10 protein-coding genes are annotated in these 14,260 nt (G+C 71.8%); 2 read left to right on the forward strand and 8 right to left on the reverse strand.

Annotation, left to right across the window (positions count from 1 at the left end):
• Nucleotides 1-35: 35 nt before the first annotated feature.
• The 7 genes from OHA86_RS02215 to OHA86_RS02245 form a co-directional block, all read right to left on the reverse strand.
• The gene (locus OHA86_RS02215; RefSeq protein ID WP_329171951.1) at nt 36-1,796 is read right to left on the reverse strand and encodes a sodium/solute symporter; all 1,761 of its coding nucleotides are present in this window, start codon (nt 1,794-1,796) and stop codon (nt 36-38) included.
• Complete coding sequence (locus OHA86_RS02220) at nt 1,793-2,311, reverse strand: hypothetical protein (RefSeq protein ID WP_329171953.1); 519 nt, start codon at nt 2,309-2,311, stop codon at nt 1,793-1,795. The genes OHA86_RS02215 and OHA86_RS02220 overlap by 4 nt, the downstream gene beginning before the upstream one ends.
• On the reverse strand, nt 2,308-3,066 hold the full coding sequence (locus tag OHA86_RS02225) for a LytR/AlgR family response regulator transcription factor (RefSeq protein ID WP_329171955.1): 759 nt from the start codon (nt 3,064-3,066) through the stop codon (nt 2,308-2,310). Before OHA86_RS02225 ends, OHA86_RS02220 begins: the two co-directional genes overlap by 4 nt.
• Nucleotides 3,063-4,253: a histidine kinase gene (locus OHA86_RS02230; RefSeq protein WP_443071614.1), complete on the reverse strand. Its 1,191-nt coding sequence runs from the start codon at nt 4,251-4,253 to the stop codon at nt 3,063-3,065. The genes OHA86_RS02225 and OHA86_RS02230 overlap by 4 nt, the downstream gene beginning before the upstream one ends.
• 115 nt (nt 4,254-4,368) lie before the next feature.
• A complete protein-coding gene (locus OHA86_RS02235) occupies nt 4,369-6,570 on the reverse strand; it encodes a hypothetical protein (RefSeq protein ID WP_329171959.1) in 2,202 nt (733 codons plus the stop codon).
• Nucleotides 6,571-6,872: 302 nt separating this feature from the next.
• Nucleotides 6,873-7,958 carry a sugar ABC transporter substrate-binding protein gene (locus OHA86_RS02240; protein WP_329171960.1) on the reverse strand — a complete coding sequence of 362 codons (1,086 nt, stop codon included), beginning with the start codon at nt 7,956-7,958 and terminating at the stop codon, nt 6,873-6,875.
• Nucleotides 7,959-8,149: 191 nt separating this feature from the next.
• Complete coding sequence (locus OHA86_RS02245; protein WP_329171962.1) at nt 8,150-10,369, reverse strand: NADP-dependent isocitrate dehydrogenase; 2,220 nt, start codon at nt 10,367-10,369, stop codon at nt 8,150-8,152.
• Between the two features lie 226 nt (nt 10,370-10,595).
• Here OHA86_RS02245 and OHA86_RS02250 point away from each other — a divergent pair, with 226 nt between their 5' ends.
• Nucleotides 10,596-11,438 carry an MIP/aquaporin family protein gene (locus OHA86_RS02250; protein ID WP_329171965.1) on the forward strand — a complete coding sequence of 281 codons (843 nt, stop codon included), beginning with the start codon at nt 10,596-10,598 and terminating at the stop codon, nt 11,436-11,438.
• On the opposite strand, the gene OHA86_RS02255 is transcribed toward OHA86_RS02250, so the two are convergent.
• Nucleotides 11,363-12,451 (reverse strand): LacI family DNA-binding transcriptional regulator, encoded by a 1,089-nt coding sequence (locus tag OHA86_RS02255; protein WP_329171968.1) that lies wholly within the window; start codon nt 12,449-12,451, stop codon nt 11,363-11,365. The genes OHA86_RS02250 and OHA86_RS02255 overlap by 76 nt on opposite strands.
• A gap of 246 nt (nt 12,452-12,697) precedes the next feature.
• Between OHA86_RS02255 and OHA86_RS02260 the strand changes: the two genes are divergently transcribed.
• The gene (locus tag OHA86_RS02260) at nt 12,698-14,251 is read left to right on the forward strand and encodes a glycoside hydrolase family 43 protein (protein ID WP_329171970.1); all 1,554 of its coding nucleotides are present in this window, start codon (nt 12,698-12,700) and stop codon (nt 14,249-14,251) included.
• Nucleotides 14,252-14,260 lie beyond the last annotated feature (9 nt).

A 14,260-nucleotide genomic window follows, 5' to 3' on the forward strand; every position in this document is an offset into this window, starting at 1 on the left:
CGCCGAGCGGTGCGGTCGGTACGGCGGACGGTACGTCAGCTGCGCCCAGCGGTCGGCGGCCGGACCGCGGGCAGTGCCGCCCCGTCGGCGCCGACCTCCTCCGGCAGGTGCATCCGCAGCATCACCCGGTCCACCGCCGCGGGCGCCAGCCGGTGCCTGGTCAGCAGCGACACCGTGATCATCACGGTGAAGGCGACGGGCACCGTCCAGGCGGCGGGCTGTTCCAGCAGGGCCGCGCTCCAGCCGCGCCCGGGGCCGCGGACGCTGGTCAGCACCACCGCGACCGCCGCCAGCCCGCCGCCGGCGACCAGGCCGAGCAGCGCGCCGAGGTCGGTCAGCCCCCGCCACCAGATGCCGAGCACCAGCAGCGGGCAGAAGGACGAGGCGGCGACCGCGAAGGCCAGCCCGATCGCGTCGGCCACCGGCAGCCCGGTGGTCGCGGTGGCCATCACCAGCGGCGGCACGCCCGCGACCAGCGACGCCCAGCGGAAGCCGCGGGTCGAGCCGCGCAGCAGGTCCTGCGAGACCACGCCGGCCACCGACACCGTCAGGCCCGACGCGGTGGACACGAAGGCGGCGAAGGCCCCGGCGGTGGCCAGCGCGGCGAGCAGCCGGCCGCCCTCGCCCGCCTGGGTGAGCTGCGGCAGGACGAGGACCGCGGTGTCGGTCTGCCCGGTCAGCAGCAACTGCGGCGCCAGCACCCGCCCCAGCGCCCCGTAGGCGGTGGGCAGCAGGTAGAACACGCTGAGCAGCACCAGGACCAGCACGGTGGTGCGGCGGGCGGCCCGCCCGTCGGGGTTGGTGTAGAAGCGGACCAGGACGTGCGGCAGCCCCATCGTGCCCAGCAGGGTGGCGAGCAGGATCGAGTAGAGCGCGTAGAGCGGATGGGCCCGGCCGCCCGCGCCGGACAGCGGTTCGGCCCAGCGGGCGCCCGAGGAGGGGGCCAGGCCGTCCTTGTGCGGGACGGCGGCGCCGCGCGGGAAGGTCAGTTCGGTGCCGCCCTCCGCGCTGTGCCTGCCGTCGCCGAGGCGTACGCCGGCCGCGGCGTACGCCGTCCCGTCGAGCCGGCCGCTGACCCGTACGGTCACCGGAGCGGTCACGTCGAAACGCACCGGATCCTGCAGCCGTACGACCGTGGTGCGGCCGAAGCGGGGGACGTCGGGGCCGGTCAGCGCGGGAGCGCCGGCCGAGCGCCAGGCCATGACCAGGAAGAGCGCGGGGACGGCGATGGCGGTGAGTTTCAGCCAGAACTGGAAGCCCTGGACGAGGGTGACGCTGCGCATGCCGCCCGCCGCGGCCACGCCGACCACGACGGCCGCGACGACCACCGCGCCGGCCCAGCGGGGGGCGCCGGTCACCGTCTGGAGGGTCAGCCCGGCGCCCTGGAGCTGCGGCACCAGGTAGAGCCAGGCGATGACCGCGACCAGGACGCCGGCCACCCGGCGGACCGCGAGGGAGCCGAGGCGTTCCTCGGCGAAGTCCGGCAGCGTGTAGGCGCCCGAGCGCCGCAGCGGGGCGGCGACCAGCAGGAGCAGCACCAGATAGCCGGCGGTGTAGCCGACCGGGTAGGCCAGCATGTCCACGCCGTAGGCCATCACCAGGCCCGCGACGCCGAGGAAGGAGGCGGCCGAGAGGTATTCCCCGCCGATCGCGGAGGCGTTCCACAGCGGCGACACCTCGCGGGAGGCGACGTAGAAGTCCGAGGTGGCCCGGGACAGCCGCAGCCCGTAGATGCCGAAGGCGACCGTGGCGACCAGGACCACGGCGAGCGCCGCCAGGCCGAGGCCGGGGTTCACCGGGCGGCGCGCGGGGGTGCGTCGGGGCTGTCCGACGCGTCGGGGCCGCTCAGCAGGTCGGTGAAGTCGCGCTCGACCCGCTCGGCGTGCCGGACGTGGAAGTAGGCCGCGCCCACCAGCAGCGGGTAGGCGACCGCCCCGAGCAGCAGCCAGGGCAGGCGTATCCCGGCGACCTCGGCGGTGCGCAGCCCCGGCAGCAGTGCGAAGGCGGCGGGCAGCCCGCCGAGCACGGCGGCGAGCACGGCCAGCACGCCGAGCGCCAGCCGCAGTTGGTTGCGGACCAGGGAGCGTACGTAGAGCTGGCCGAGCTGCGGCTGCGCGTGCAGGTCGGCGGCGCCCGCCCGGGCCGAGTAGCCGCCGGTGCGGTGGCGGCGCGGCGCCGAGACGGCGACACGGCGGGGGGCGGGCGGCGGCACCGGGCCGGGCTCGGCGGCCTGCTGGGGGACCTGCCTGGGCTGCGGCTTCGGTGCCGCCGCCGGTTTCGGGGCGCGGCGCGGGCCGCCGGGGCCGGTCATGACGGGCCGGGGCCCGGCGCGGGCGCCCAGCGCACCAGGACGTCGCGCAGCTGCCGGGTGTGGCGGCGGCTCACCGGGAGTTCGCTGCCCGCGACCCGCACGGTCCAGTGCCCGGCGTCGGAGCGCAGCTCCTCGACGTGCCGCAGCGAGACCAGGAAGCTGCGGTGGATCCGCAGGAATCCGTGCGCCTCCCAGCGTTCGGCGAGCACCGCGAGCGGCACCCGCACCAGTGGCGCGTGGCCCGCGGTGTGCAGGCGTACGTAGTCGCCCTGGGCCTCGGCGTAGGCCACGTCGTCGCGGGACACGAAGCGGGTGACGCCGCCGAGGTCCACGGGGATGCGCTCAGGGCCCGGGTCGGGGGCGGGCTGCTGCGGTCCCGCGCCCCCGTCGAGCAGCGCGGCCACCCGGCGCACCGCCTCGGCCAGCCGTTCGGCGCCCACCGGCTTGAGCAGGTAGTCGCAGGCCTTGAGCGCGAAGGCGTCGACGGCGAAGTCCTCGTAGGCGGTGACGAAGACGACGGCCGGCGGGTGGGCGAAGCGGCTCAGCACCCGAACCAGGTCGAGCCCGTCGAGTCCCGGCATCCGGATGTCGAGGAAGACCGCGTCGATCGGCTCGGCCTCCAGCAGCCGCAGCGCCGCGTCACTGCTGTCGGCGGCCAGCACCCGGCCGACCCGGTGGTCGCCGCGGAGCAGGTAGCCGAGGTCGTCCAGGGCGGGCGGTTCGTCGTCCACGGCCAGGATCCGCAGCGGTCTCATGACGCGTGCACTCCGTTCCGGTACTTCGGCACCCGGACGCTGATCTTCGTCCCGGCGCCCGGTGCGGTCTCCACGACCAGGCCGTACTCGTCGCCGAAGACCGCCCGCAGCCGCTCGTCGACATTGCCCAGGCCGAGCGAGTCACCTCCGGCCTCCCCGGCGAGCTGGAGCCGCACGTCCTCCGGCTCCATGCCCACCCCGTCGTCCTCCACGCTGATCCGGCACTCCGCGCCCGCGTCCTCGGCCCTGATGGTGATCAGGCCCGGTGCCGCCTTGGGCCCCAGTCCGTGGCGCACCGCGTTCTCCACGATCGGCTGGAGGCACAGGAAGGGCACCGCCACCGGCAGGACCTCCGGCGCGATCAGCAGATCGACCCGCAGCCGGGCACCGAAGCGGGCACGTTCCAGCCGCAAGTATCGGTCCACCGACCGCAACTCTTCGGCGAGGGTACTGAACTCACCGTGCTTGCGCAGGCTGTACCGGGTCAATTCGGCGAACTCCAGCAGCAGTTCGCGCGCCTGTGCGGGGTCGGTACGGACGAAGGACGCGATGGCGGTGAGCGAGTTGTAGACGAAGTGCGGGGAGATCTGGGCACGCAGGGCGCGCAGCTCCGCCTCCATCATCCGGGTGCGGGAGCGGTCGAGTTCGGCCAGCTCCAGTTGCGCGATCACCCAGTGCGCGACCTCGCCCGCGGCCCGTACCAGGCCGGCGGACACGTGCCGGGCGTAGACGGTCAGCGCACCGACGACCAGGCCGTCGACCACCAGCGGCACCACGATCGCCGAGCGGACCGGGCAGTCCGGGTCGCCGCAGTCGACGGTGCCGGCCGGCACCAGCCACGGGCGTCCCGCGTCGATCGCGTCCCCGGTGTGGGCGACCGCCTGCGCGGCGTGGTGCCGCCCCGCGCCGTCCCAGGCCAGCAGTTCGCCGCCGCCGACGACGGCGAGCGCAGGGGTGGCCAGCAGTGCCCGCAGATGGCGGGCGGCCTTGCGCGCCGATTCGGGGTTCAGCCCGTCGCGCAGCAGCGGGGCCGCGAGCGACGCCTCGTGCAGTGCCGCGAAGGCCGCGCGCTCCACCGGGGTGCCGAAGCCGCGCCGGCCGCGGACCAGCCAGAACAGCGCGGCCGCGGCGCCCGCGATCACCAGCATCACGGACACCACGGTGATCACCGACCTCATGGTCGGCATTATCGCCCGCACACCGCGAAGTGGCGGGGGTCGTGCACGTGTTGTCCGCCCGGCCGGACGGCCGGACGGACAACACGCGGGGGTTCACCAGGTCAGCTGCTGATCAGGCCTGGCCTCACGGGTAGTTGACGACGTTGCTGGGGGTGGTGTTGGAGGCGGTGACCGCTCCGGTGTCGTTGATGACGTGGGTGATGGTGCCCACGCCGCCGAGCGAGACGGTCAGCGCGGAGTGGAACTTCACGCCCGCGACGTTGGGCACCTCGAAGGCGTGGTAGTTGTTCACCGCCGGGTTGACGTTGAAGTAGCAGTAACTGCCGAGTCCCCAGGCCTCGTGGGTGGTCACATTGGTGCCCACCTTGTAGGCCGCGTAGCCGTTCTGGCCCGCCGGGTTCTTCCAGGCCGCCTGGTTGGGCGGGTCGTACGGGTTCTCGTTCTGGAAGAAGATCGTCTTGCCGCCCTGGCCGTTCCACACCACCTCGTACTTCTGGTAGTGCTCGACGAACAGGCCGGTCGCCAGGACGTTGTTGCCGTTGACGGTCAGGCCGTTGTCGGCGGTGTTGGACGTCCAGCCCACGCCGCTGCCGTGGTCGGCGCGCCAGGCCCAGATGTGGTCGATGATCGCGTTGCTGCTGTTCACGATCAGGCTGTTGGTGGCCTTGCCCGCGACCTGGCCGCCGATCCGGAAGAACACGTCCTGGATGGTGGTCGGGTTGGCCGCGTGGCTCGCGGACGAACCGGACGGGCCGACCGTGAGCAGCGCCTGCGAGTTGGTGGTGCCCGCGTCGAACAGCAGGCCCTTGAGGCGCACGCCGTCCACGTCGGCGACCTGCATCGCGTTGACCCCGTTGTCCGGGATCAGCGTCGGGTAGCCGATGCCGAGGATGGTGGTGTTGGCCTTGGTCACGTTCAGCGTCTGGTTCAGGTGGTAGACGCCCGGGGTGAAGAACAGGTTGCAGCCCTGGGACAGGGCGGTGTTGATGGTCGCGGCGGTGTCGCCGGCCTTGACGACGTAGAACTGGCTCATGGGCTGCGAGGTGCCGGGGGTGCTGCCGCCTGCCCAGCTCGGGCCGGAGGCGTTGGTCCGCAGGGAGGGCAGGAACACCCGGTACTTACCGGCGCCGTCGACGTACAGGTACGGCACGTCGCGGGAGACCGGGGTGGTGGCCAGGGTGGTCTCCGGCGGGTTCGGGAAGGTGTTGCCCGGGGCGCCGTTCACCCCGGAGAAGACCATGTTCCACACGCCGCCCGCCCAGCTGCCCAGGTTGCTGTCCCGGGTGTACCACTGCTGCTGCGAGATCGAGGAGGTCTCGCCGCTGACCTTGGTGTCGGCGATGTAGCCGCCGCTGGCGTAGCCGTAGCTGGCCGGGTAGAGCTGGAGGTTGCCGTGCACGTCGATCCGGCGGAAGGGCGCGGCCTGGGCCACGGCCCAGCGGTCGCTGCCGCCGCCGGGGTTGATGGCCAGGTTCTCCGCGGAGCGCCAGAAGTTCTGCGTCGCGTTGCCCGCGTCGGAGGCGTTGAAGGCGTCCACGGTGATGTTGCCGTTGAACGTGACGTCGTCCGGGTTCTGGCCGAGGCCGGCCACCGAGGTGTAGAAGCCGACGTTGTCGTTCACGTTGTACGTGCCCGGCTTGAACAGCTGCGCCACCCGGTTGTTGCTGAACTGGGCGGTGGCGGTGTCCTTCTGCTGGTTGAACTGGGCGTCGAGCTGGCCCTGGATGGTGGCGGCCGACATCGACGGATCGTATATGTGGACGTTCGGGCCGAAGTTCGGGGTGTCCGACTGCGTCGGGCAGTTCCCCGGCGGCGGGGTGGTGGAACCGCCGGTGCTGCCCGTGGTCGTCCCGGTGCTCGTGCCCGTACTGGTCCCGCTGCTCGTCCCGGAGCTGGTGCCGGCACTGGTGCTGCCGCCGCTGCCCTGGGTGTACGTGTACTGCGAGCTGTCGTACTGCGGGCCGTTCTTGGTGTAGGTGAACGAGTACGTCAGCACGGTGCCGGCCGAGATAGGCGAGACGGTGTACGCCCAGCTGCTGCCGGACGCCGCCATCTGGACGTTCTGCTGGCCGCCGGTGCCCACCTGGTAGTGGATGATCACATAGGTGGCGGGCGACGTCGGAGTGAAGGTGACCTTCGCCTGGGTGCTGCTCGGCTCACTGACGCTCTGGGTGTAGTCGGAGGCGTCCGCCGAGGCACTGCCGATGGTCCCGATCAGGCCCAGCAGTCCGGCGAGGACCAGGGCGAAGGCGGCGAGCAGGGCGACGGGCCGCCGGTGGAGGCGTGACCGGTGCCCGGTCCGGCCTGGGGGGAAGGTTCTGCGCATGAGTGGAGTCCTTTCCCTGGCTTCGCGAAGTGAACGCCAGGTCAGCGCGGATGTGGGGGGTGTAGTCGCGCTCAGCACTGCACATTTCAGGCCACAGCTCGGCTATGACCCTTTGATTCAGCCGATTGAAAACGCTCTCAATCTGCGGATCAGGGATACCCCTGATCCGTAAGGCAGTGTCAAGGGGTCATGGCGAGCCGTCAAGAAGTTGAGCGGGATTCACGCGCCGAACGCGTTCCTCCCGCTCCTGTCCCCCGGTTGCGAGCGCCGGGCCGGCCGGCCGTGGCCGGCCCGGTCCCGGCCTACTTGATTCCGTTGTCCGCGCAGGCCGTGGCGTAGTCCGCGGTGCAGATCTGGGCGACGGTGTACGTACCGTCGGCCAGGACGGTGTCCTTGATGTTGTCCTTGGTCACCGAGACCGCGTTGAGCAGCTTGGAGGGCACGTCGTCGCCCGAGCCGCTCTTCTTGGTGGTGTCGGCAATGGACTTGAAGTCCTTGTTCTGCAGCAGGTCGACCGCGATCTCCGCGGCGCTCTCGGCCTCCGGCTTCGCCGCCTTGTAGACGGTGGAGCTCTGGTCGCCGACCAGGATCCGCTGGATCGCCGCCAGGTCGGCGTCCTGACCGGTCAGCGGGACCTTGATGCCGGCACCCTTGAGCGCGGTGGCGATACCGCCGGCCATCGTGTCGTTGGCCGAGTAGACGCCCTTGATGTTGTTCTTGCCGACCGAGGTGATCGCCGCCTTGACCTTCTGGTTGGCGACGGTGTCCTTCCACAGGCCGGACTGCTCGTAGGCGATGGTCACCTTGCCGTCCAGGGCGCTGTGCGCGCCGGCCTTGAACTCGGCGGCGTTGGGGTCGGCGTCATCGCCGTTGATCATCACGATCTTGGACTGCGGGGTGGCGTCCGAGCCCATCGCGGTCAGCAGCGCCGAGCCCTGGAGTTCTCCGACCTTCTTGTTGTCGTAACTCACGTACGCCGAGACGGGTCCCTCGGCGAGGCGGTCGTAGGCGACGACCTTGATGCCCTTTTCCACCGCGGCCTGGACGGACGACTTGATGCCGACGTAGTCCTGGGCGTCCAGGATCAGCACCTTGACGCCCTTGGCGACCATGGTGCTGACCTGCTGCGCCTGCTTGGCGGCGTCACCACCGGCGTTGTCGTACTGCACCTCGCAGTCGGAGCACAGCGCCTTGATCTTGTTGGTGATCAGCGGCCTGTCGAACCTCTCGTACCGGGCCGTCACCGTGTCGGGCAGCAGCAGACCGATGCTCTTGTCGTTGCTGTCGTCCGAGGACTTCTTGTCGCCGGCCTTGCCACACGCGGCCATGGTCAGCGCCAGTGAGATCACAGCGCCTCCCACGACAAGACGGCGCGATATCGCGTTCATTGCGGTGGTGCCTCCCCTGAGAGGGCCGCCACGACGCGGCCCAAGTGCGGGTGAGTCAACTCGTGCGGCGGCCCGCACGTCAAGAAGAAAATCATCGAACCGGTCACTCCATGAAACACCGTCACCCCGGCGCGGTGACGATCCGGCCGGGGTGACGGGCGTGTTGCCGGGGCGTTGCCCCGGGCATTCGATCAGGCGAGCGAGCCGATGGCCTGGTTGAACGCGGCCGACGGGCGCATGACGGCGGCGGCCTTGGCGGGGTCGGGCCGGTAGTAACCACCGATGTCGACCGGCGATCCCTGGACAGCGATCAATTCGGTAACGATGGTCTCCTCCTGCTCCGCCAGCGTCTTGGCGAGGCCGTCGAACGCCGCCGCGAGGGCCGCGTCGTCGGTCTGCGCCGCCAGCTCCTGCGCCCAGTACAGCGCGAGGTAGAAGTGGCTGCCGCGGTTGTCGATGCCGCCGAGCCTGCGGCTGGGCGACCGGTCCTCGTTGAGGAAGGTGCCGGTGGCGCGGTCCAGGGTGTCGGCGAGGATCTGCGCCCGCGCGTTGCCCGTGGAGGCGGCCAGGTGCTCGAAGCTGGCGGCCAGCGCGAAGAACTCGCCGAGGCTGTCCCAGCGCAGGTAGTTCTCCTTGACCAGCTGCTGCACGTGCTTGGGCGCCGAGCCGCCGGCGCCGGTCTCGAACAGGCCGCCGCCGTTGATCAGCGGGACCACCGAGAGCATCTTGGCGCTGGTGCCCAGCTCCAGGATCGGGAAGAGGTCGGTCAGGTAGTCGCGCAGCACGTTGCCGGTGACCGAGATGGTGTCCTCGCCGCGGCGGATCCGCTCCAGCGAGAAGGCGGTCGCGGCCTGCGGCGTCATGATCTCGATCTGCAGCCCGGCGGTGTCGTGCTCGGGCAGGTACTGGCCGACCTTGGCGATCAGGTTCGCGTCGTGGGCGCGGCTCTCGTCCAGCCAGAAGACCGCGGGGCTGCCGGTGGCGCGGGCCCGGGTGACGGCGAGCTTGACCCAGTCGCGGATCGGGACGTCCTTGGTCTGGCACATCCGGAAGACGTCGCCGGCGCTGACGACCTGCTCCAGGACCGCCTCGCCGCTGCCGTCGACCACCCGGACGGTGCCGGTGACCGGGATCTCGAAGGTCTTGTCGTGGCTGCCGTACTCCTCGGCGGCCTGCGCCATCAGGCCGACGTTGGGCACCGAGCCCATGGCGGCCGGGTCGAAGGCGCCGTTCGCGCGGCAGTCGTCGAGGACGACCTGGTAGACGCCGGAGTAGCTGCTGTCCGGGATCACCGCGAGGGTGTCGGCCTCCTGGCCGTCGGGGCCCCACATGTGGCCCGAGGTGCGGATCATGGCCGGCATCGAGGCGTCCACGATGACGTCGCTGGGCACGTGCAGGTTGGTGATGCCGCGGTCGGAGTCGACCATCGCCAGCGCGGGGCCCTCGGCGAGCTCGGCCTGGAAGGACGCGGCGATCGCGGCGCCGCCGGGCAGCGACTCCAGGCCCTTGAGGATGCCGCCGAGACCGTCGTTCGGGGTCAGCCCGGCCGCGGCGAGCGCGGCGCCGTGCTCGGCGAAGGTCCTGGGGAAGAAGGCCCGTACGACATGGCCGAAGATGATCGGGTCGGAGACCTTCATCATGGTCGCCTTGAGGTGCACGGAGAACAGCACGCCCTCGGCCTTGGCCCTGGCCACCTGGGCGGTGAGGAACTCGCGCAGTGCGGCGACCCGCATCACCGAGGCGTCCACGACCTCGCCGGCCAGCACCGGCACCGACTCGCGCAGCACGGTGGTGCTGCCGTCGTCGCCGGCCAGCTCGATGCGCAGGGCGCCGTCCGCGGCGATGACCACGGACTTCTCGGTGCTCCTGAAGTCGTCGGCGCCCATGGTCGCCACGTTGGTCTTCGACTCGGGGGTCCAGGCGCCCATCCGGTGCGGGTGGGCCTTGGCGTAGTTCTTCACCGAGGCGGGGGCGCGGCGGTCGGAGTTGCCCTCGCGGAGCACCGGGTTGACGGCGCTGCCCTTGATCCGGTCGTAGCGGGCGCGGACGTCGCGGTCCTGGTCGGTCTTCGGGTCGTCCGGGTAGTCCGGCAGCGCGTAGCCCTGCTGCTGGAGCTCGGCGACGGCCGCCTTGAGCTGCGGGATCGAGGCCGAGACGTTCGGCAGCTTGATGATGTTCGCGCCCGGCGTGCCGGCCAGCCGGCCCAGCTCGGCCAGCGCGTCGTCGATCCGCTGCCCCTCCTCCAGGTACTCGGGGAAGACGGCGATGATCCGGCCGGCCAGCGAGATGTCACGGCTCTCGACCGTGACGCCGGCCGTCGAGGCGTACGCCTCGATCACCGGCAGGAACGAATACGTCGCCAGGGCCGGCGCCTCGTCGGTGTGCGTATAGATGATGGTCGAGTCAGCCACCGGTTACTCCGCTCCAGTTTCCAACATTGCAAACATTGCTTGATATCAAGATATCCCGTTCCTGTCAGGACCTCGACGACGGGGCGCGCGCCGCGGGTCCGGCGGACGGCCTAACCCCGCGCGCCACGGCTGCCCGCCCATGTTTCGGTGGAGCAATCACGTACCGAAACGGTGCAGAACCGAACAAGCCACAGCCGGCTGTGACGGCCGGCGGGAAGCGGTAGCCATGGCGACACGTGTACGCGGCTCGGGGCTGATCGGGGAGATGCTCGCGGAATTCGCCGGCACCATGATCCTGATCCTGATCGGTGCCGGTGTGGTGGCCCAGGTGGTCGCGGGCGGCGACCTCACCTCGCCCAAGGGCGGTCTGGGCGGCCACGACTCGATCGCCTGGGCCTGGGGCCTGGGCGTCACGCTGGGTGTGTACGTGGCCGCCAGGCTCTCCGGTGCCCATCTCAATCCCGCGGTGACGCTCACGCTGGCCGTCTTCAAGGGCTTCACCTGGCGCAAGGTGGTGCCGTACTGGTTCGCCCAGTTCCTCGGCGCCTTCGTCGCCGCGCTGATCGTGCGGTGGAACTACAGCGAGATCCTCGGCCACGCCGACCCCGGGCACACGATGAAGACGCAGTTCGTCTTCTCCACGCTGCCCGGCAACGGATCGCTGACCGCCGGGGTGCACGAATGGGGCGCCTTCCGCGACCAGGTGATCGGTACCGCGATCCTGCTGATGCTGATCCTGGCGATCACCGACGTGCTCAACACCCCGCCGGGCGCCAACCTCGGCGCGTTCATCATCGGCCTGATCGTGGTCGCGATCGGCATGGCCTTCGGCGCCAACGCCGGTTACGCGATCAACCCGGCGCGTGACCTCGGTCCGCGGCTGGCCAGCTACATCACCGGCTACAGCACGGCCTGGCGGGACCAGTGGGGCAACCTCTACTTCTGGGTGCCGATCGCCGGTCCGCTGGTCGGCGGCCTGGTGGGCGGCGCGCTCTACAAGCTCCTGGTCGGGCGCTTCTTGCCGACCGCCGAGGTGGAGCCGGCCGGCCGGGTGCCCGCGTCGGACTGACGCGGCGCGGCGGAGCTCTCCCGTACCACCAGGCTGGTGGACAGCTCCACCCGCAGCACGTCCGGGGTCTGGCCCTGGACCAGTTGGAGCAGCATGTCGGCAGCCGCGGCGCCCATTTCGGCGAGCGGCTGCCGCACCGTGGTCAGCGGCGGCGGTGACCAGCGGGCCTGCGGCAGGTCGTCGAAGCCGACGACGCTCAGGTCGTCGGGCACCCGCAGGCCGTACTGCCTGGCGGCCTCGTAGACGCCCAGCGCCATCTGGTCGCTGGAGGCGAAGACCGCGGTCGGCGGGTGCGCGCCGCCGAGCAGCGCGGAGCCCAGGGCGAAGCCGGACTCGTGCGAGAAGTCGCCCACCCGCACCAGGTCGTCGTCCACCTCGACGCCGGCCGACTCCAGGGCCGCGCGGTAGCCGTCGAGCCGGGCCCGGCTGCACAGCAGCGCGGGCGGTCCTGTGATGATGCCGATCCTGCGGTGGCCGAGCCCCAGCAGGTGCAGCACCGCGCTGCGCCCGCCGGCCCAGTTGGTGGCGCCGATGGTGGGGATGTCGAAGGTGGGCACCCCCGCCGGGTCGATGACCACCAGCGGCATGCCCAGCCTGCGCAATTCCGCGTTCAGCCGGGGGGCCGGCTCCGAGGTGACCAGGATCGCGCCGTCGGAGTTGCGGGACCTGACGCCGACCAGCCACTGCTGCGCGGACGCCGCCTGGTGGTGCACCGCGGACACCACGGCGCCCACCCCCGCGGCATGGGCGACCTTCTCCACGCCGCGCAGGATCTCCACCGCCCAGGGGCTGTCGAGGTCGTTGAACACCAGGTCGATGAGGTTGGCCCGGCTCGCGGTGCCGGCCGCCCTGCGCCGGTAGCCGTGCTCCGCCAGCAGGTCCTCCACCCGACGGCGGGTGGCCGCGGACACATCGCTGCGCCCGTTGAGCACCCGGGAGACCGTGGGCAGCGACACCCCGGCCTCGCGGGCGATGTCGGCGATCGTGACCCGGCCCGCGCTGTCTGCCGCCACCGGTGCCTCCTGTCGCAGTGGGCTCCCAGTCTAGGCAGCGCCCCCGCCCCGCGGAAAAGGCGCCGCGCCTTTCCGAACTCCGGCCCGCGGGTGCCGCGCCGGGAGGGTTGACGGAGCGGGACGGCGCTTCTAACGTCACTCGGAAGTTCCGGAAGTGTTCCGCAAGTTTCGAGACCCGGTATCGGCACGGCCGGCTCATCCGCAGCAGAGCCGCCGCGCCGACTCATCCAAGGACACGCACCGCTGATGACCGTCACCGCGCACAACCCGGTCCTGCCCGGCTGCTTCCCCGACCCGTCGGTGTGCCGGGTGGGGCAGGACTACTACCTCGCGAACTCCTCCTTCGCCTGCTTCCCCGGCATCCCGCTGCACCACAGCAGGGACCTGGCGAACTGGCGGCCGATCGGCCACGCGGTGGACCGCGCCGGGCAGGTGGACCTCGACGGGGTGCGGTGGGACGGCGGCCTGTACGCGCCCACGCTGCGCCATGCCGCGGGCCGCTTCCACCTGGTGTGCACGCTGGTCGACGGGCTCGGCGCCGCGGGCAACTTCCTGCTGTCCGCGGACGATCCGGCCGGCGACTGGTCGGACCCGGTGTGGCTGCCGGAGGCGCCCGGCTTCGATCCGTCGCTGTTCTTCGACGACGACGGCTCGGCGTATCTGCTCGGCACCCGCGAGATCCCGGGCACCGGCGGCAGGACCGAGATCTGGATGCGCGCCTTCGATGTGGCGACCGGCGCGCTGAGCGGCCCCGACCGGGTGCTCTTCCGCGGCGCCCTGGTGGACGCCCGCTGGGCGGAGGGACCGCACCTGTACCGGCACGACGGCTGGTACGTGCTGCTGCTCGCCGAGGGCGGCACCGAGTTCGAGCACGCGGTCACCGTGGCCCGCAGCCGGCAGGTCACCGGTCCTTACGAGAACCACCCGGGCAATCCGGTGCTCACCCACCGCCACCTCGGCCAGGGCCACCCGCTGTCCGGCGCCGGGCACGCCGACCTGGTGCGGACGCCCGGCGGCGACTGGTACGCGCTGCTGCTGGCCTCCCGGATGTACGGCGGGCGCCACGCCAACCTCGGGCGCGAGACCCATCTGGCCCGGGTGGAGTGGGAGCAGGGCTGGCCGGTCGTCAACCCCGGCGCGGGGCGGCTCACCGAGCACACCGAGGTCGCACTGCCCGCGCACCCCTGGGGTGCGGCCGGCCCGGTGGACCACTTCGACGCCGAGGTGCTGGACGCCGGCTGGAATCTGCTGCGGTCCCCCGGGGCCGGGGCGTACAGCCTGACCGAGCGGCCCGGGCATCTGCGGCTGCGGCTGCTCCCGCAGACCCTCGCCGAGCAGCACACCCCGGCCTTCGTCGGCCGCCGCCAGCAGCACATCGACTTCGCCGCCGAGACCGCGCTCGACTTCACCCCGGGCTCCCCCGGCGAGGCCGCGGGCCTCGCGGTGTTCCAGAGCCCCGGCCACCACATCACCCTGCTGGTCACTCCGGCCGAGGACGGCCGCACCGTCGTCCGGCTGACCGGGCGCCGCGCGGGCACCGACACGGTACAGGCCGAACTCCCGGTACGCCCGGGGCCGTTGCGGCTCGGGGTGCGGGCCAGGGGGCAGGACTACACCTTCTCCTGCACCCAGTCCCCCGAGGGCGCCCGCGACCTCGCCACGATCGACGGCCGCTTCCTGAGCAGCCAGGTCGCCGGCGGCTTCACCGGTGTCTTCCTCGGCCCGTACGCGACAGGACCAGCGGGCGGCACCCGCCACGCCGACTACGGCTGGTTCCGCTACGGCCCGGCCGCGGGCTGAGGGGCGGCC

It is taken from the genome of Streptomyces sp. NBC_01477 (genome assembly GCF_036227245.1).
In the GTDB taxonomy this organism is placed as follows: Bacteria; Actinomycetota; Actinomycetes; order Streptomycetales; family Streptomycetaceae; genus Actinacidiphila.